Annotated in this window: 16 protein-coding genes and 1 pseudogene; 12 read left to right on the forward strand and 5 right to left on the reverse strand. The window is 55.3% G+C overall.

Annotated features, from left to right (window positions below):
- From BG52_RS16715 to glnA, 7 genes are all read left to right on the forward strand, one after another.
- Window positions 1–108: YugN family protein (locus BG52_RS16715; RefSeq protein WP_223298883.1), on the forward strand; the 108-nt coding region annotated here is incomplete at its 5' end.
- Window positions 109–232: 124 nt separating this feature from the next.
- Complete coding sequence (locus BG52_RS00035) at window positions 233–1834, forward strand: S1C family serine protease (protein ID WP_036586083.1); 1602 nt, start codon at window positions 233–235, stop codon at window positions 1832–1834.
- 87 nt (window positions 1835–1921) lie between these two features.
- Window positions 1922–2614 carry a response regulator transcription factor gene (locus tag BG52_RS00040; protein WP_036586082.1) on the forward strand — a complete coding sequence of 231 codons (693 nt, stop codon included), beginning with the start codon at window positions 1922–1924 and terminating at the stop codon, window positions 2612–2614.
- Entirely contained in the window at window positions 2614–4122 is a 1509-nt protein-coding gene (locus tag BG52_RS00045) for a sensor histidine kinase (RefSeq protein ID WP_036586080.1), read from the forward strand. The genes BG52_RS00040 and BG52_RS00045 overlap by 1 nt, the downstream gene beginning before the upstream one ends.
- A gap of 34 nt (window positions 4123–4156) precedes the next feature.
- A complete protein-coding gene (locus BG52_RS00050; protein ID WP_036586123.1) occupies window positions 4157–5110 on the forward strand; it encodes a 4-hydroxy-3-methylbut-2-enyl diphosphate reductase in 954 nt (317 codons plus the stop codon).
- A 236-nt stretch (window positions 5111–5346) separates the two neighbouring features.
- The gene (aroF, locus tag BG52_RS00055) at window positions 5347–6411 is read left to right on the forward strand and encodes a 3-deoxy-7-phosphoheptulonate synthase (protein WP_036586079.1); all 1065 of its coding nucleotides are present in this window, start codon (window positions 5347–5349) and stop codon (window positions 6409–6411) included.
- Window positions 6412–6678: 267 nt separating this feature from the next.
- Window positions 6679–8103, forward strand: a complete 1425-nt coding sequence (gene glnA, locus BG52_RS00060) for a type I glutamate--ammonia ligase (protein WP_036586077.1) — start codon at window positions 6679–6681, stop codon at window positions 8101–8103.
- A 106-nt stretch (window positions 8104–8209) separates the two neighbouring features.
- Here glnA and BG52_RS00065 read toward each other — a convergent pair whose 3' ends face one another.
- Window positions 8210–8518, reverse strand: coding sequence for a 2'-5' RNA ligase family protein (locus tag BG52_RS00065; RefSeq protein ID WP_036586075.1), 309 nt, complete (start codon window positions 8516–8518; stop codon window positions 8210–8212).
- Window positions 8519–8613: 95 nt separating this feature from the next.
- Here BG52_RS00065 and serC point away from each other — a divergent pair, with 95 nt between their 5' ends.
- Entirely contained in the window at window positions 8614–9702 is a 1089-nt protein-coding gene (gene serC, locus BG52_RS00070; protein ID WP_036586072.1) for a 3-phosphoserine/phosphohydroxythreonine transaminase, read from the forward strand.
- A 119-nt stretch (window positions 9703–9821) separates the two neighbouring features.
- Here serC and BG52_RS00075 read toward each other — a convergent pair whose 3' ends face one another.
- Window positions 9822–10520, reverse strand: coding sequence for a response regulator transcription factor (locus tag BG52_RS00075; RefSeq protein WP_036586071.1), 699 nt, complete (start codon window positions 10518–10520; stop codon window positions 9822–9824).
- Window positions 10521–10656: 136 nt separating this feature from the next.
- Between BG52_RS00075 and trmL the strand changes: the two genes are divergently transcribed.
- Window positions 10657–11121 carry a tRNA (uridine(34)/cytosine(34)/5-carboxymethylaminomethyluridine(34)-2'-O)-methyltransferase TrmL gene (trmL, locus tag BG52_RS00080; RefSeq protein WP_036586069.1) on the forward strand — a complete coding sequence of 155 codons (465 nt, stop codon included), beginning with the start codon at window positions 10657–10659 and terminating at the stop codon, window positions 11119–11121.
- Between the two features lie 194 nt (window positions 11122–11315).
- Window positions 11316–11564 carry an AbrB/MazE/SpoVT family DNA-binding domain-containing protein gene (locus BG52_RS00085; protein WP_036586067.1) on the forward strand — a complete coding sequence of 83 codons (249 nt, stop codon included), beginning with the start codon at window positions 11316–11318 and terminating at the stop codon, window positions 11562–11564.
- A gap of 298 nt (window positions 11565–11862) precedes the next feature.
- On the opposite strand, the pseudogene BG52_RS15020 reads toward BG52_RS00085, so the two are convergent.
- From BG52_RS15020 to BG52_RS00095, 3 genes and pseudogenes are all read right to left on the reverse strand, one after another.
- Window positions 11863–12045: pseudogene (locus tag BG52_RS15020) on the reverse strand (helix-turn-helix domain-containing protein); the annotation flags it as partial.
- 12 nt (window positions 12046–12057) lie between these two features.
- Window positions 12058–13485: a response regulator gene (locus tag BG52_RS00090; RefSeq protein WP_036586065.1), complete on the reverse strand. Its 1428-nt coding sequence runs from the start codon at window positions 13483–13485 to the stop codon at window positions 12058–12060.
- Window positions 13482–15311 carry a cache domain-containing sensor histidine kinase gene (locus BG52_RS00095; RefSeq protein ID WP_051587589.1) on the reverse strand — a complete coding sequence of 610 codons (1830 nt, stop codon included), beginning with the start codon at window positions 15309–15311 and terminating at the stop codon, window positions 13482–13484. Before BG52_RS00095 ends, BG52_RS00090 begins: the two co-directional genes overlap by 4 nt.
- A gap of 181 nt (window positions 15312–15492) precedes the next feature.
- On the opposite strand from BG52_RS00095, the gene BG52_RS00100 reads away from it, so the two are divergent.
- Both BG52_RS00100 and BG52_RS00105 read left to right on the forward strand, forming a co-directional pair.
- Complete coding sequence (locus BG52_RS00100) at window positions 15493–16371, forward strand: carbohydrate ABC transporter permease (protein WP_036586062.1); 879 nt, start codon at window positions 15493–15495, stop codon at window positions 16369–16371.
- Window positions 16371–17204: a carbohydrate ABC transporter permease gene (locus BG52_RS00105; RefSeq protein WP_036586060.1), complete on the forward strand. Its 834-nt coding sequence runs from the start codon at window positions 16371–16373 to the stop codon at window positions 17202–17204. The genes BG52_RS00100 and BG52_RS00105 overlap by 1 nt, the downstream gene beginning before the upstream one ends.
- Window positions 17205–17323 lie beyond the last annotated feature (119 nt).

The raw sequence follows: 17323 nt of genomic DNA on the forward strand, positions 1-17323 counted from the left end.
GTCGATCAATTCCGGGACCCCGCCGATCCGGACGCGTCCGTCGGGCAGGCATGGATGGAGAAGGCACAGTTGATGCTGAGAGAGATCGAACCTCTATTTCCCGGGTAATGGCCCGACCCGTTTCGACACGAAACGGGTTTCTCTTTTTTTATTTCCGTTTATAATTTTTTTAAGATTGGTTTAATGTAGAATGTGCATTATAGTTTTAGCGATAGTCAAGGAGGAGAGTAACATGGACGATCATAACAAAAAGAACCCGTTCGACGATTTCTTCGGCAAGCAAAGCTCCGGAAACAACGGAGAGGGCGACAGGAACGAGCGGGAGAAAGCCGACGATACGCAAAAGCCGTCCTACTACTATTCTTACGGACCGTTTAAATCCTCGCATACGGAGCAGGAAGGGACGCCTGCTCCGGAAGGACGCACGGAGCGTGAGCGCCGGAACGACCATACGCTCGTTTCGCAAGGCTCGGTCGAGATGACCCCGCCCAAGGCGGTGCCCGTTTATTCGCCTGGGCAGCCGTCGCCTGCAGCAACCAAAAACTGGCAGGTGCGGGAGAGAAAACGGACCTCGTTCAAGGCGCTGTTCGCATCGTTCATGGCCGGCGTGCTCGTGCTTGGCGGCCTGACCGTCGCTTCCGACCGCATGAACTGGTTCACATCCGATCAGGCTTTGGCTCCCCAGGAATTGTCGGCAAGCGCCGGCAATACTTCGGTGAAGGCCGCGGGAAACAATGGCGCCGAGCCGGTCTCAAACGCATTGGACATCGTACGGCCGAACAACATCGCCAAAATCTTTGAACAGTCCAGTCCGGCGGTCGTTAAGATCGAGACCTATGTTCAGAGCCGCGGCAACGGGGGAGGGACCAGCGGCGGCGGACTTTTCGAAGACCCGTTCTTCCGCCAGTTTTTCGGGGGCGACTTCAGCGCGCCGACTCCTGGTCAGGGGCAAGGGGGCAGCGGCGGCCAGTTGGTGCCGAACGGGCTCGGTTCGGGATTCCTGTACAAGAAAAACGGATATATCCTGACCAATCAGCATGTCGTGGGCGAGGCCGACCAGATCAAGGTCACTTTGCAAGGCTACGATAAACCTTTTGAAGCGAAGCTTCTGGGCAATGATTATAATCTGGACTTGGCGGTTCTGAAAATCGAGGGCAACAATTTCCCGACGATTCCGCTCGGCGACTCGAATCAGATCAATGTAGGCGAATGGGTGGTTGCGATCGGCAATCCGAACGGCTTTGACCATACGGTAACGGTCGGCGTGCTCAGTGCCAAGGAACGTCCGATTTCAATTCCCGATGCGCAAGGCACCCGCAATTATGAACACCTGCTGCAAACGGATGCTTCCATTAACCCGGGTAACTCCGGAGGGCCGTTGATTAATCTGAACGGCGAGGTAGTCGGGATCAATACGGCGGTCAGCACGCAATCCCAAGGGATCGGCTTCGCGATTCCGACGACGACGATCAAGGATGTGCTCGATACGCTGGAGGCGAACAAAGAGATTCCGAAGACGCCGGCGCCATTCATCGGCGCGACGCTGTCGGACATTACCGAACAGATGGCGTCCCAGCTCGGATTGGCCGACACGAACGGCGCGATCGTATACAACATCACCTATAATGCGCCGGCTTTTAAAGCGGATCTTCGCCAATATGACGTAATCGTTGCATTGGACGGCAAAAAATACAATAATAAAGAGGATTTGATCGCCGCCATCCAGAAGAAAAAAGTAGGCGACAAAGTAACCTTGAATGTGATCCGCAACGGCAATACGATCGATGTGCAAGTCACGATCGGCAACCGGAACGATTTTAACGTGGGGCAGTAATCGCATACTGTTCTCACGCGGAGCGCAGGCAGGCCGCAGGCCGTCTGCGCTCTTTTGCCATGGAGGAAGCCTTAAGGGGGAACATCGGTGAGACAAAAAATATTGGTTGTGGACGACGATGAGAAAATAACTTCGCTGCTGCGGCGCAGTCTGGCGTTTGAAGGCTATGAGGTGACAACGGCGGCCAACGGCCTGGAAGGTTTAAAAGCGATGCTTGCGGCCGACCCGGATCTCGTCGTGCTGGATGTCATGATGCCGCATGTCGACGGCTGGGAGGTGTGCCGCCGCATTCGCGAGGGAGGCAGCGCCGTACCGGTTCTTATGCTGACGGCAAAGGACGAGATCAAGGACCGAGTCAAAGGGCTCGACACAGGCGCCGACGATTATTTGGTTAAACCGTTTGCGCTGGAAGAGCTTTTGGCGCGCGTGCGCGCGCTGCTCAGGAGGAAGAGCGACAAGAGCGAGAAAGGCTCGGCGCAGCTTGCTTTTGAGGATCTCGTGCTCGATCTCGATTCCCGAGAGGCGATCCGTGCGGGGCGCGCGTTCGATCTGACCAGCAAGGAGTTCGATCTGCTTCATTTGTTCATGCAGAATCCGAGGCGGGTGCTCATGCGGGAGACGATTATGGAGAAAATCTGGGGCTACGACTACAGCGGGGAATCAAATGTGCTGGAAGTCTACATCGCCATGCTTCGCCAAAAAACGGAGGAAGGCGGCGCGCGGAGGCTTATTCAAACCGTCCGGGGCACCGGCTATGTGCTTAAGGGAGAGAACGGATAATGTCCATCCGGTTAAGACTGACTTTGTGGTACTCCTGCTTGGTGGCGGTGACGATGATCGTGCTCGGCAGCGGGATTTATTTTTTCGTCCAGTATAATACGTTCAGTGAGACGAAGCAGCAGATTCACAACCAGGTCGGCAGGATCGACGTAAGCTCATCCATCGACTACTTCAATAATTTCAAAATCAATCCGACTGTACGGGTCGGTTATGAGGGCATGTACGCGCAGGTCGTCAATTATGTGACCGATTCGATAATCCGATCGAGCAATCTTCGGGAAGCGGAAATCCAGCTGCCCTACCCATCCCTGCAGAGCAATCCCAAACCGGGTTATGTGGAATTGACGGTGAACGGTACTTCTTTCCTGGTGTATCAAACGCCGCTTATTCTGGAGGAAAGCAATAAGATTATCGGCCTGCTGCAGGTCGCCGCGAGCACCGAGCGTGAGCGCCGCTTTCTCGAGGGATTGCGGACGATCCTGATTTTCGCCTCGATCGTCGTGATTTTCCTGGCGTTTACGCTCGGTTTATTCATCGCCCGGAAGGCGCTGCGGCCGATCGAGAACGTCATTCTGGCCACAAACCGGATCGAGAACGGCTCCAACCTCGGCATGCGCATCCCGCGCGGGAAGCCCAACGATGAGATCGGGCTGCTCACGGACACGCTGAACGGCATGCTGGCGCGGATCGAGACGACCTATAATGAGCTTGACGATGCGTACAAAGCGCAGCGGCGGTTCGTGTCGGATGCTTCGCACGAGCTGCGGACACCGCTGACCACAATCAGAGGCAACATCGATTTGCTCGAGAAAATGTGGCAGACGGAGCTGAAGGCGATCAAGGCCGGTCAGGCCGGCGGATCGTCCTTGATTCTAGAGCCGGACCGGGCCGGGCTGTCACTGGAAGCGATGCAGGACATCTCCGAGGAAGCGAAGCGGATGAGCCGGCTCGTGGCGGATATGCTTTCGCTAGCGCGTGCAGATGCCGGATACGAGATGGAGAAGGAGCCTGTGGAGCTGCTGCCTCTTGTGGAAGAGGTGGCGCGGCGCGCCCACCTGCTGCCGCGCAAGGCCGAATGGCTGGTGGGCGATTTATCGTCCTTGCGGGGTTTTGTCGTGAACGGCAATCCGGACTATTTGCGGCAGCTCGTGTTTATTTTTATCGAAAATGCTTTCAAATACACGACCTCGGGCGAGGTGGAATTAAAGGCGATCAAGGTCGACGGCCAGGCCGGTCTTGTCGTGCGGGACACGGGCATCGGCATGAACAGCGAGGAAATTCCCCACATTTTCGAGCGTTTCTACCGGGCGGATCTGTCGCGGGGCAAAACGACGGGCACCGGGCTCGGCTTATCGATCGCCAAGTGGATTATCGACGAGCACAACGGCTCGGTTGAGGTGAAAACGCGCGAAGGCGAAGGCACCACGTTCATCGTCTGGCTGCCCGAATGGTTTCCTCTCAAGGACGATTCGGGTATAATGGAAGAACCGGACCGGCTGGACGGTTAGCCGTCGGACAGCCGGACAGAAAGCGGGTGGCATGTTGGAAATCGTAAAAATATCACCTCGCGGCTATTGCTACGGAGTCGTCGATGCCATGGTATTGGCCTTGCAGACGGCCAAAAATTTGGAGCTGCCGCGGCCTATTTATATTTTGGGCATGATTGTCCATAATCAGCATGTCACCGATGCGTTCGAGAAGGAAGGCGTCATTACGCTCGACGGCGCCAACCGGCTTGATATTCTCGATCAGATCGATCAAGGCACCGTTATCTTCACGGCCCACGGGGTTTCCCCGGAAGTTCGCCGCATTGCGCGGGAGAAGGGTCTCGCCGTGGTCGATGCCACTTGTCCGGACGTCACTAAGACGCATGATCTGATCCGTGAGAAGGTGGCGGACGGTTATGAGGTTGTCTACATCGGCAAGAAAGGGCATCCCGAACCGGAGGGCGCGATCGGCATCGCCCCGGAGCATGTGCATCTGATCGAACGCGAAGAGGAGATCGACAAGCTTCAGGTGTCTTCCGGCAAAATCATCATCACGAACCAGACGACGATGTCGCAATGGGATATCAAGCATCTGATCGCCCAGCTGCTTGAGCGGTTTCCCGCAGCGGAAATTCATAACGAGATCTGCCTCGCGACGCAGGTTCGCCAGGAGGCGGTAGCCGAGCAGGCGGGTCAGGCCCAGCTTTGCATCGTCGTCGGCGACCCCCGCAGCAACAACTCGAACCGGCTGGCGCAGGTATCGGAGGAAATCGCCGGCGTCAAGGCGTACCGTGTGGCCGACGTCACGGAGATCCGGCGGGAATGGCTGGCGGGCATCAGCCGGGTGGCGGTAACGTCCGGCGCTTCGACGCCGACCCCGATCACGAAGGAAGTGATCGCGTATCTGGAGCAATACGACAACGACCGGCCCGAAACCTGGGACGTCAACCGGACCGTCAACATGAACAAGCTGCTTCCGACGGTACGGGAGAAGTCGGCTACCTTATAGGCTGCCTACGGGCAAGCAAGCGAAAAGCAAATTTAACCTAAAGTGCTGTTAGTGCAAAGGCTGTGGACATAAAATGTTCGCAGCCTTTTGTGATGGTTGAAGGTTCGCATAAATTTGTTCTTGACTGGATAGCGCCTTATCCGGTATGATTGCTTTACTGATTAAAAGCATAAAAGCATAAAAGCATAAAAGCTAAAAAGCATATAAGCGTTGAAGCGCGAAAGGGGAACGTGGCGATGATTGTCATTACGAAGCCGGATGTAACGGAAGATAAAATTCAGGAGATCGTTCAGCATATTGAGAGAACGGGCGTGCAGGCGCATGTATCGCGCGGCACGGACCGCACGGTGATCGGGATTATCGGTAAGGCCGACCCGGCGCTCGCGGAGCATCTCCGTTCGATGAAGCAGGTCGAGAATGTGATCAAAATTTCGAAATCGTATAAGCTGGCCAGCCGGGACTTCCATCCGGACGACACGGTCATTGAGATCAAGGGTGTGAAAATCGGCGGTCCCAATCTGGTCGTGATGGGCGGGCCGTGTGCCGTTGAATCGCCGGAGCAGATCGATGAAATCGCGCGTCTCGTAAAAGCGGCCGGCGGCCAGGTGCTGCGGGGCGGAGCGTTCAAGCCGAGAACCGGACCGTACAGCTTCCAAGGCATCGGGGTAGAAGGACTCACGATGATGGCGGAGGCCGGCAAGAAGCACGGGCTGCTGACGATTACGGAAGTTATGACGCCCGAGTATGTCGATGTGTGCGCCGAATATGCCGACATCCTGCAGGTAGGTACGCGTAACATGCAGAACTTCGATCTGCTCCGCAGGCTCGGCACGATCAAGACGCCTGTCCTGCTGAAACGCGGTTTCAGCGCCACTTACGATGAATTCCTTAATGCAGCGGAGTACATTCTGGCCGGCGGTAATCCGAACGTCATGCTGTGCGAACGCGGCATCCGCACCTTCGAGACGTATACACGGAACACGCTCGATCTTGCCGCCATTCCGGTGCTGCAAAGCCTCAGCCATCTGCCGGTCATCTCCGACCCGAGCCACGGCACAGGCCGCCGCGAGCTGGTGGAGCCAATGGCCAAAGCATCGGTGGCTGCCGGGGCGAACGGCTTGATTGTCGAAATGCATACCGACCCCGACAATTCGGCGACCGGCGACGGCGTGCAATCGCTTTTCCCGGACCAGTTCGCTGCGCTGCTGAAGGACCTTGAGGTTATCGCCCGAGTCGTGGGCAAAACCTTTGAGACGAACAAAGAGCCGAAGGAAAAATTCGTGGCCTGGAAAGTCGTCTAATATTCGGAAAATACCGGAAGAACGAAACGAAAAAGCCTCTCTCCAAGGTGAACTTTCCAAGTAGAGAGGCCGTTTTTTTGTTGTGCCGCAAGGATTTCTTGAAAATGTGAACAATTGTTAGCATAGCTGACACTTCCGTAAAAAATACCTGACATAAGTATTGACGGTGTAAAGTGCCGAGTTCTATAATAATGACAGTTTGGAAGAGGAAAATAGAACGTTCGTCGTTCTAACTACCGTTAATGTTCGGAAATGGAGGAAGTTTAGATGTCAGTTCAAAGTGTTTTGGACAAAATTAAAGAAAACAACATTCAATTTGTCGATTTCCGTTTCGTGGATCTCGCGGGGCGCGCGCATCATATTACGCTGCCTGCCACCGAGGTTGACGGCGATACGTTCGTAAACGGCGTAGCGTTCGACGGTTCGTCTATTGTCGGCTTCCGCGGCATCGAGGAGTCCGATATGGTCATGATGCCCGATACGGAAACGGCTTATGTCGACCCTTTCACGGACCATCCGACACTGTTGATTATGTGTAACATCCATACGCCGGACGGCGAGCGTTATGAGCGCGACCCGCGCAGCATTGCTCAGAAGGCGGAGGAATTCCTGCAGAAATCCGGTGTAGGCACGGCAGCGTTTTTTGCTCCTGAATCGGAATTTTTCATTTTCGACGATGTCCGCTATGAGAGCGGCATGAATACGTCCTACTTCTCGGTTGACTCCGAGGAAGCGGGCTGGAACAGCGGCCGCAAGGAAGAAGGCGGCAACCTCGGCTTTAAAGTGCGCACCAAAGGCGGTTATGTGCCGGTTCAACCGATCGACACACAACAGGACATCCGTTCCGAAATGGTTCGCCTGATGCAAGAAGCGGGACTGCGCGTTGAGCGTCATCACCATGAAGTGGCGACTGCGGGCCAAGGCGAAATCAACTTCCGCTTCGACACGCTGACCAAAACGGCCGACAACCTGATGAAATACAAATATATTATTCATAACACGGCTCGCCAATACGGCAAAACGGCCACATTCATGCCGAAACCGCTGTTCGGAGACAACGGCAGCGGCATGCACGTTCACTCCTCGATCTTCAACGGCGACACTCCGTTGTTCTACGAGAAGGGCGCTTATGCGAACCTGAGTAAATTGGCCATGCATTACATCGGCGGCATTCTGCACCACGCGCCGGCGCTGATCGCGCTGACGAACCCGTCGACGAACTCGTTCAAGCGTCTCGTACCGGGTTACGAGGCACCGGTTAACCTGGTATTCTCCAAAGGCAACCGTTCCGCAGCTGTCCGGATTCCGGTCGCAGCCGTTACGCCTAAAGGCTGCCGCATCGAATTCCGTACGCCGGACTCGACCGCTAATCCTTATCTTGCATTTGCAGCTATGCTGCTTGCGGGTCTGGACGGCATTAAGCGCAAAATCGATCCGCAAGCGCTTGGCTACGGTCCGTTCGACAAGAACATCTACGATCTGTCCGACGAAGAGAAAAGTGAGATCCGCAGCGTTCCAGGCTCGCTGGACGAGGCGCTTGACGCTCTCGAAGCGGACAGCGAATTCCTGATGGAGGGCGGCGTATTTACGCAGGACTTCATCGACAACTATGTTGCCGTTAAGCGCCAGGAAGCGAAAGCCGTATCGATCCGGATTCATCCGCACGAGTATAGCCTGTATTACGATTGCTAAGCATTCCGTTACGCTAAGCTTTGCGGCTTATGCCGGCCGTTTGCCGGGGGAGCTGCAATCCTATGAATACAAGCGCAAAAGGTTCCCGGGAGGGAACCTTTTGCGCTTATCCGAGCGGCGACCGGTGTATGATTTCATACATCGACGAACGTCCCAGACTGCTCTGGAACAGCACGGTTTCATGAACCATGATCGACAGCGGAGTAAAACCGTCGTCCATCATTGAAGCGTCCCACCTGTCGGTTCCCTTATATTTACGGGCGATGGTTAGGTGAGGATGATACGGGCGTTTCTCGGCTTCAGGCCAACGCTCGAAGACGAGCTTGCGCCGCCACTCGGGCAACCGGCTGCGCAGTTCACTGCGGATCGGTTCAGGCAATGCGATGCCGGTGAACAGTCGAATCGAATTGTTCACAAAGGTTACCCCCTATGTGCATGTATTCACTTGAAGCACCCGGTTAAACTTGCTATCATAACGATATCAGAAAAAGAAAGTAAGGGGTGGGTAGATTGAGCAACCGCGCATACAATTTCAATGCTGGACCGGCCGCGCTGCCGCTTGAGGTGCTGCAGCAGGCGCAGGAGCAATTCGTCGATTTCAACGGAGCCGGGATGTCGATTATGGAAATGTCGCATCGCAGCGCCGCTTACGAGCAAGTGCATAACGAGGCCCAAGCGCTTCTGCGCGAGCTTTTCGCGATTCCGGACAATTACCGCGTCTTGTTTCTGCAAGGGGGCGCTAGCACGCAATTCGGCATGTTGCCGATGAACCTGCTGACGGCCGGCCGCGCAGCCGCTTATGCCATTTCCGGCAACTGGGCGAACAAGGCGGTCAAAGAGGCCAAGCTGATCGGCGAGACGATCGTTGCGGCATCGTCCGAGGGCGACGGTTACCGCCGGACTCCGGCTCTTACCGATATTATCGTCCCCGAGCATGCCGCTTATGTACATATTACCTCGAATGAAACGATTGAAGGCACCCAGTATCAGGCTTTTCCGGATACGGGCAGCGTCCCGCTGGTGGCGGATATGTCGAGCGATATTTTATCCCGCCCGGTGGATGTGTCGAAGTTCGGCGTCATTTACGCGGGGGCGCAAAAAAATCTCGGTCCTTCCGGCGTAACGCTCGTCATCATACGCGAAGATCTGGCGGCCGAAAGCCCCAAATCGCTGCCGTCGATGCTGCGCTATGATACGCATATCAAGAATAACTCACTGTATAATACGCCCCCGTCCTTCGCGATCTATATGGTTAATCTGATGCTGAAATGGATTCGCTCGAGCGGCGGCGTCGACGCAATCGCGCAGGCGAACCAGGCCAAGACCGCGCTTGTGTACGACACGATCGATAACAGCGGCGGATTTTACACAGGTTTCGCGCTTCCGGTAAGCCGCTCGCGCATGAACATCACGTTCCGCATTCATAACGAAGAGCTGGAGAAGCTGTTTGTCAAGGAATCCGAGCAGCAGGGCTTTGTCGGACTGAAGGGCCATCGCGATGTCGGCGGCCTTCGCGCTTCCACCTATAATGCCGTTCCGCTTGAGAGCTGCCAGGCGCTTGCGCAATTCATGGCCGATTTCCAGCGCCGCAACGGGTAGTGTCCGATTGTTCGGTGTCTTCGCTCTGTTTCGCGCCCGTTTCCTGATCCAATAAAACGCAAAGCAACAACCGCCCTTTCCTCCGGCGACGGAGGAAAGGGCGGTGTGCTGTGTATTTGTCAGCCTTGCGGAGCGGACAGCTTGTACCCGACATTGCGGACGGTCCAAATATATTCCGGCATCCGGGCGTTATGCTCGATTTTGTCGCGCAGATGGCTGATATGGACATCGACGATGCGTGTGTCGCCGAGAAAATGATAATCCCAGACGCCATGCAGCAGCTGCTGGCGGCTGAGGACCTTGCCCTTGTGGCGGCATAGAAACAGGAGCAGCTCGAATTCCTTGGGCGTCAGATCGACCGGTTTGCCGTCCATTCGGACCTCGCGCCCCTCGGCCAGAACGGTCAAGCGTCCCAATTCGTAACGCAGCCCGTCTCCTGAAGCAGGCAGTGTATGGATGCGGCGGAAAATGGCCTGGATGCGTGAGACGAGCTCCTGCGGACTGAATGGCTTGGTCATATAATCGTCGGCCCCGTTGTCAAGCCCGGCGATCTTGTCGGTCACGTCTTGCAAGGCGGTCAGCATGACAATCGGCACTTCGTTTCTTTGTTTGCGCAGCTCGCGGCACACTTGAAAGCCATCCATTTTGGGCAGCATCAGGTCGAGCACGATCAAATCGGGCCGGAACGGCTTGAGCACATCGAACACGGCTTCTCCGTCATTCACGCAGCGTACTTCGTAGCCCGCCAGCTTCAGATTGAATTCGATGAGCATCGAGATCGACGGCTCGTCGTCTACGACCAATATTTTTTTATTCACACTGGTCTCTCCTTTGCCCTGAATAGTACCTTTATCATACGGAGTGGCGTTAATCGTGATATTAAGCCGGCGTAAACCAATTGTTAAACCTTGACGGGATCGAGAGAAAAATAGACGCAAGCAAGGAGGAAGGACGATGGCTTTTCATATCGTATTGGTCGAGCCGGAAATTCCGGCCAATACCGGCAACATCGCACGCACATGCGCCGCTACCGGCACGCATCTGCATCTGGTGCATCCGCTCGGCTTCCGGACGGATGATGCGACGCTGAAACGGGCGGGCCTCGATTACTGGTACGCGGTGAATGTGGAACACCATGATTCGTTCGACGATGTCAGGCGGAAATATGCGGACGGCCGTTATTTTTTTGCCAGCACCAAAGGAAATAAACGGTATTCGGATTTCCAGTTCAGGGACGGCGATTTTTTCGTATTCGGCAAAGAAACGAAGGGACTGCCGCGTGAGCTGTTGGACGCATATCCGGAAAATGGCATGAGAATGCCGATGACGGATAAGGTTCGTTCGCTGAATCTGTCGAACTCCGCGGCCATTGTGGTGTATGAGGCGCTTCGCCAAAATCGGTTCCCGGGGCTGATGTAAGCCGTTTCAAAAGAGGCCGGCTGGTTTAATTTGAATTGGAGCTTCCTGCTCTTGAAGATGGAACCAAGTTGCGGGAAATTAAGCAAAAACGAAAACAAGGAAGGAAAAGCAACGCACTTAAAGAAAGTTTATAAGTGCACAGGGTTTCTGCACATGTCATTGACTAGGACTAGGACACAGGAGAGGTGATATAATTGAAACCGGCTGGAGTTGTGCGTAAAGTTGATCAGTTGGGCCGTATCGTGCTGCCCAAATCGCTTAGAAAAAGGTATCAGATGAACGAAGGAGATCCTGTCGAAATTTTGGTACAGGGCGATCACATCATATTGGAGCGCTATCGCCCGAGATGCGTTTTTTGCGGCGCTATGGACGAGGTTCGCGAATTTAAGGACCGTTATTTATGCGCCGGCTGCATATCCGATATGATCACATTGCGGAAATAAGCGGTCACCCCAGGCGCTTTTCAACCGAATAGAAATCGAAAAGAAGCTTCCCGCGACCGGGAAGCTTCTTTCAATGTCACTTGTCCGGCCGGGGAACCGGTTACAGACCTTTGGTCTTGTCGTCGTTGTAGGCCGCCGTAAGAATGGAGCCGAGGAACAGGACGAAAACGGTCATGACGATGAGGAACTTTAAGCTGAACACCATCTCGTACACCTCCAATAGTTGCTTTTATTATAACCAATCGTTGGAGAAAAGAAAACGCTCGACATTGTGAACAGATTGTTACAGCTTGTCAGCTTATCCGTCCAAGGCTTTGCGGTATTGGCCCGGCGAGCATCCGGCTTGCTTCTTGAACACCTTACTGAAGTATTTCTCGTCCTCGTAGCCGACCATGGCTGCGATGTCGGCGATCCTCATCTGAGGATTGCTGAGCAATATCTTCGCTTTCTCCATCCGCAGCCGCTCGACGTATTCCGAGAGCGTGCTCCCCGTTTACTGCTTGAAGCGGCGCGAAATGTACTCCCGGCTTAAATAAAACCGGCCCGCAACGTTGAACAGCGAAAGATCCTTGTCCAGGTGCTGGTCGATGTATTGCAGAATTTCGGCGATTACGCTGCGTTCGGAGCGCTTGCGGACGGACAGCGCCTCGGACATTCGGGACAAGGTGCGGATGAGTCGCCTCTCCATCTCACCCGTGAGAAACATGCCTTCTTCATCGTAGACGACGGGCAGTTCCTCCATAGAGGCGGCCGGCGCATCCTCAGCCGGGGCGACGCCTCTGAATAACGATTGAAGCCATTTCGATTTCAGAATCCGATACTCCTGCTCCCACGCGGCGACATCGGCCGGGGTGATTTTGTCCATGGCTTGCAGCTCCGAAGTCCATCTCCTGAGCGCAGAAGCTATTTCTTCTTCGCTGCGGCTGACGACCGCCAAACGAAGCGCTTCCTCAACATCGGACAGGTGAGGTCGTACGGCGGCTGAGGAGCTCCGCGGACGGTAGGAGTGGATAAGCGTTCGCGGATCAAGCAAGTTACGGCCCGCCAGCGCCTCCTTGGCTTGTTGCACCGCAACCCTTAAGCCTTTAGGACAAGGCTGCGGGAGGCTGAGGGCGAAATGCATCGGAGCGTTCATCGTGCGCGATAAGGCCGACTGAAGCTTTTCCAATCTTTCGGAAAGTCTATCGAATCCGTCCCAGAACAGCATGACCACCGCATCCGTCCCGCCGGCAAGCCGGAACGCGTAACCTGCTTGCCACTGCAGCCGTACGAAGTCGTTCAGCACATTGGCGACCGCGAATGCCAGCAGCTCGCTGTCGCCCCGGAACCGCTTCAGCAGTGAGACCGGCGACGGATTCAATCCGCATACCACCGCCACGCACGGCGCACCGCCCGTGGGACACCCGAATTCCTTGCCCAGCTGCTCCGCGAGCGGGACGTTGACGGACGGCTCCGTTGCAAGCCGCGTAAATACGCTGTCCCAATAAACGGGCTTGTACTGGTTGCGCTCGATATTATGAGCCGATTGCCGCAGAAGCGCTTCCTTCCGCGCGCGTATGAGATCCGTCGATTTACGGACGGCTTCGTTCAACTGATCGGGCTCCAGCGGTTTGAGCAGGTAGTCGGAGCCGCCGTATTTGACAGTATGCCGCATATAATCGAAATCGCTGAAGCCGCTGATCACGATCGTTTGCGTGCCCGGGTAATGGCCGGCAATCCATTCCATCAACGCCTTGCCGTCCGCGATCGGCATGTGCATATCCGTCAGCACGAGCTCGGGCCGATGCTCGGTGATGAGGCGCTTGGCCTCCTCGCCGTTATCGGCCTCGAGCAGCTGCTCGAAGCCGTGGCCGGACCAATCGACGAGCAGTTTTACAGCTTCGCGCGCATGTTGTTCATCATCCACAACGAGCACCTTCATCCGACCATTCCCTCCTTATCGGCGACGGGGATTCGGAGCGTCACCCGCAGACCGGCTCCACCCTCCGTCGATTCGATCGGCTCAAGCTCCAGCCGGGCATCCGGACCGCAATACAACCGCAGCCGTGTCATGACATTGGCGAGGCCGATGTGTTCATCCGGCCATTTCTCCTCAAGCTCGTTGCTCCGCAGCATGCCGCGAACCTCCTCCAGCCGCTGCGCGCTCATGCCCGCGCCGTTGTCCTCGACGGTCACCGTAACCGTCTCGCCGTCCATCCATGCCGATACGGAGAGACGGATAAGTCCGCCGGCCGGATCGAACCCATGCTTGAATACGTTCTCGACGAGCGGCTGAACGATCATACGCGGCACCTTGCAGGAGGCCGCTCCCGGCTCGACGGCGACGTCAACGGTCAGCTTGTCGCCGAACCGCTGCTGCTGCAGATCGAGGTAAGCTTTTACATGCTCGATTTCCTGCGAAATATCGACCTTCTCATCCGAGCCGTTCATCGAATAGCGCATCATTTTCGCCAATTGGGCGATCAGCGCGTACACCTTGGGCGCCTGGTGCTGCAGGGCGAGCGTGCCGATCGATTGCAGGGCGTTATACAGGAAGTGCGGCTGGAGCTGCGCCTGCAGCGCTTTTAACTGGTGCGACGTATTGGCCAGCTGCAGCTTGTACTCCCGCAAAATAAGATGGTTGATCGTTTCCATCATTTTACGGAATCGGGCGGCCATGATGCCGATTTCATCCGAGCCCTGCAACTTGATGTCCACCTCCAGGTCTCCGGCCTGCACATGACTGATATAGCGGATAAGCCGCTTGATCGGATGCGTGATCCGGAACGAAACATAGATAGCCGCCGCGATCGCCGCGAGCAGAAAGGTCGACAGGATGATCGTGTTGACGGCGGTGACCTGGCGGGTGCTTGCGGTGACGACGGATTTCGGCAGCAGCCGCACCAGCGTCCAGTTCATGTACGGGGTATTCAGCTTCTCATACACGTACCAGCCGTCGAAATCGTCGGTTTGCAGCGTCCGCGTGCCGCGCTCCTCCTTGAGCTGCAGCACTTCATCGACCCATTCCTCGCCGAGCCGCTCGCCTCTTGCCGTTCCTTCCGGCCCGTACACGACGGAGCCCGTCTCGCTCAGCAGGTACAATTGCTCCTTGTCGTCTCCAAACAACTGGCTGGAGATCGAATTGATGACATCGGTCCGGATGTCAATTGCGATCGTGCCGATTTGTTTGTTTTCCGGAATTTGCATGATTTTGCGGTGGATCGTAATGACTTCTTCCGAAGCATAGTAGGGCGTATTAAAAATGCCATAAGGATGGCTGGTATGGGCCTGCTCGATATAAACGCTGCGGTCCGCCGGGATGCGGTCACCGCCGTAGGGCTCGGCCTGCACGGCTTTGTACAGATTGCCCTTGATGACCAGATATCCTTTGCCCGCGGCTTGGGTATGCAGATACACCTGGCGGATTTCTTTGACGGAACGGGCGATGGACTGCACGGTCCGGTAAATTTCCTGCTCGGATAAATAATCGGTTTTGCCCTGCTCGAGCACCTTGTACAGCGTATCGCCGAATTTGCTGTCATTATAGGGAAGCAGCGATGCCTGATTCGTCACATTGAAATATTGGATCAGATTGGTCTTCCCTTGAAACATCAGGTTTGAAGCTTGCCGCAGCGCGTCTTTCTTGACGATATCCGACGTTCGGGCGTTCGTGACAATGATGGACAGCAGCATCGGGACGGCGATCGCGAGGATCAGAAAAACGATGAGCTTCGCCCGCAGACTGCGGCGCATCCATTCGAAACGCATGAGCAAAGCCTCCCCATTATCCAGTCATCGGACCTTGTACAGGTATTATAGCGATGATGATTCGAAAAGATCAATATGTTCCACCTTTCGCGTCATTCGCATCGGTTCCTCGGGCAGACGCGTTTTTTTATACTTGGGTTATCTTGTTATTGTAGTTAACCGTCTGAGAGGAGTAGGTACAATGAGAGGCAATCGGGTCAGCGAATGGCTGCAGCAGATTGTATTCACGGGACCGGCTACGTTGGCGTTTGCCATAATCGTAGTGCTCCCGTTCTTCATGGGCATGTATTATTCGTTTACTGATTGGAATGGAGTTGCAGGCAATCCGACCTTCGTGGGCCTGGACAATTTCAAAGCACTGCTTGCTGACGAGAACTTCCGTACATCGTTCGGCTTTACGGCCCGCTTCACGGCGGTTGCCGTCGTGCTTACGAATGCGGTCGCTTTCTTGTTGGGGCTGCTGCTCACGCAGCGGCTGAAGACCCGCAACATGCTCCGGACGCTGTTTTTTCTGCCCAACGTAATCGGCGGCCTGCTGCTCGGTTTTATCTGGCAGTTTATTTTCGTAAAAGGGTTTGCCGCGATCGGCGGGCTGACCGGCATCCCGTTCTTCAACCTGCCATGGCTCGGCGACGAGGCAACCGCGTTCTGGGGCGTCGTGATCGTCAGCGTGTGGAGCGGTGCGGGCTACCTCATGGTTATTTATATTGCGGCACTGATCAACGTGCCGCAGGATTTGACGGAAGCGGCGGAGATCGACGGAGCAACCGCCTGGCAGCGCCTGCGGCACATCATTGTCCCGCTGATCATGCCGGCTGTCACGATTTCGCTGTTTCTGGCATTATCCTGGTCATTCAAAACGTTCGACGTCATCCTGTCGCTCACCGGAGGCGGCCCCTTCGCCTCGACGAGATCGGTGGCGCTCGACATTTATTTGGAGGCATTCACGAATAACCGTTACGGACTCGGAACGGCGAAGGCATTCGTCTTCTTCCTCATCGTGGCGGCCATCACGACCTTGCAGGTTTGGATCACGAAGAAACGGGAGGTGCAAGCCTAATGGGAATGAAACGATATAGCTTCAGAACCTTCACAATGGAAATCGCCGCCATTCTGCTGGCCATCGTATTCCTCATCCCGTTTTATTTCCTGATCGGCAACTCGCTGAAGCCGTTCGCGGAAATTCTGCTCGATTCGGCGGCGCTTCCCAAAAAGCTGAACTGGGACAATTATGCGAAGGCTTGGGAAATCATGAAATATCCGCGGGCGTTCGGCAACTCGCTGCTCATAACGGTGACGAGCATCGCAGGTCTTGTATGGATCAGCTCGATGGCCGCCTACCGCATGGTGCGCAGGCCGACAAAGTACAATCAGATTCTGTTCCTGCTGTTTGTCGCAGCGATGGTCATTCCGTTCCAATCCATTATGATTCCGCTTATGCGGGTAGCCAATTGGTTCAGCCTGATGGGCAGCATGCCGGGGCTCTGGTTCGCCTATCTCGGCTTCGGCTCGTCGCTGACGATTTTTCTCTATCACGGCTTCGTCAAGTCGATCCCGCTGGAGATCGAGGAATCGGCGGTGGTGGACGGCTGCTCGCCGTACGGCGTATTTTGGCGAATCGTGTTCCCGCTGCTCAAGCCGATGACGGTCACGATCGTCATTCTGAACAGCCTCTGGATCTGGAACGACTTTCTGCTGCCCCAGCTCATGCTTAGCGGGCCGGAGCTGCGCACCATCCCGTTGTCCACGTTCTCGTTCTTCGGGCAATATACAAAAAAATGGGACCTGGCCCTTGCCGCTCTCGTGATGGGCGTGACGCCGATCGTTATTTTCTTCCTGACGCTGCAGCGTCATATTATCGAAGGGATCACGGCAGGATCGGTCAAAGGGTAATGGTCAACATTCTACACTTTTTTGTTCAACATCATCGGTGTAGGCGTTTTCAAAGAACAATTATACTGGAAATGTAAAGATTTTAACAGGTTCACACAAAAAAGGGAGGAATCAACAAA

Origin of the sequence: Paenibacillus darwinianus (genome assembly GCF_000598065.1) — a bacterium.
GTDB lineage: Bacteria > Bacillota > Bacilli > Paenibacillales > Paenibacillaceae > Paenibacillus_I > Paenibacillus_I darwinianus.

Bases quoted from the DNA above. Each gene is read 5' to 3' on its own strand.
- BG52_RS00035 (WP_036586083.1), top strand. From the start codon at position 233: ATGGACGATCATAACAAAAAGAACCCGTTCGACGATTTCTTCGGCAAG.
- BG52_RS00045 (WP_036586080.1), top strand. From the start codon at position 2,614: ATGTCCATCCGGTTAAGACTGACTTTGTGGTACTCCTGCTTGGTGGCG.
- aroF (WP_036586079.1), top strand. From the start codon at position 5,347: ATGATTGTCATTACGAAGCCGGATGTAACGGAAGATAAAATTCAGGAG.
- glnA (WP_036586077.1), top strand. From the start codon at position 6,679: ATGTCAGTTCAAAGTGTTTTGGACAAAATTAAAGAAAACAACATTCAA.
- trmL (WP_036586069.1), top strand. From the start codon at position 10,657: ATGGCTTTTCATATCGTATTGGTCGAGCCGGAAATTCCGGCCAATACC.
- BG52_RS00090 (WP_036586065.1), bottom strand. From the start codon at position 13,485: ATGAAGGTGCTCGTTGTGGATGATGAACAACATGCGCGCGAAGCTGTA.
- BG52_RS00095 (WP_051587589.1), bottom strand. From the start codon at position 15,311: ATGCGTTTCGAATGGATGCGCCGCAGTCTGCGGGCGAAGCTCATCGTT.
- BG52_RS00100 (WP_036586062.1), top strand. From the start codon at position 15,493: ATGAGAGGCAATCGGGTCAGCGAATGGCTGCAGCAGATTGTATTCACG.
- BG52_RS00105 (WP_036586060.1), top strand. From the start codon at position 16,371: ATGGGAATGAAACGATATAGCTTCAGAACCTTCACAATGGAAATCGCC.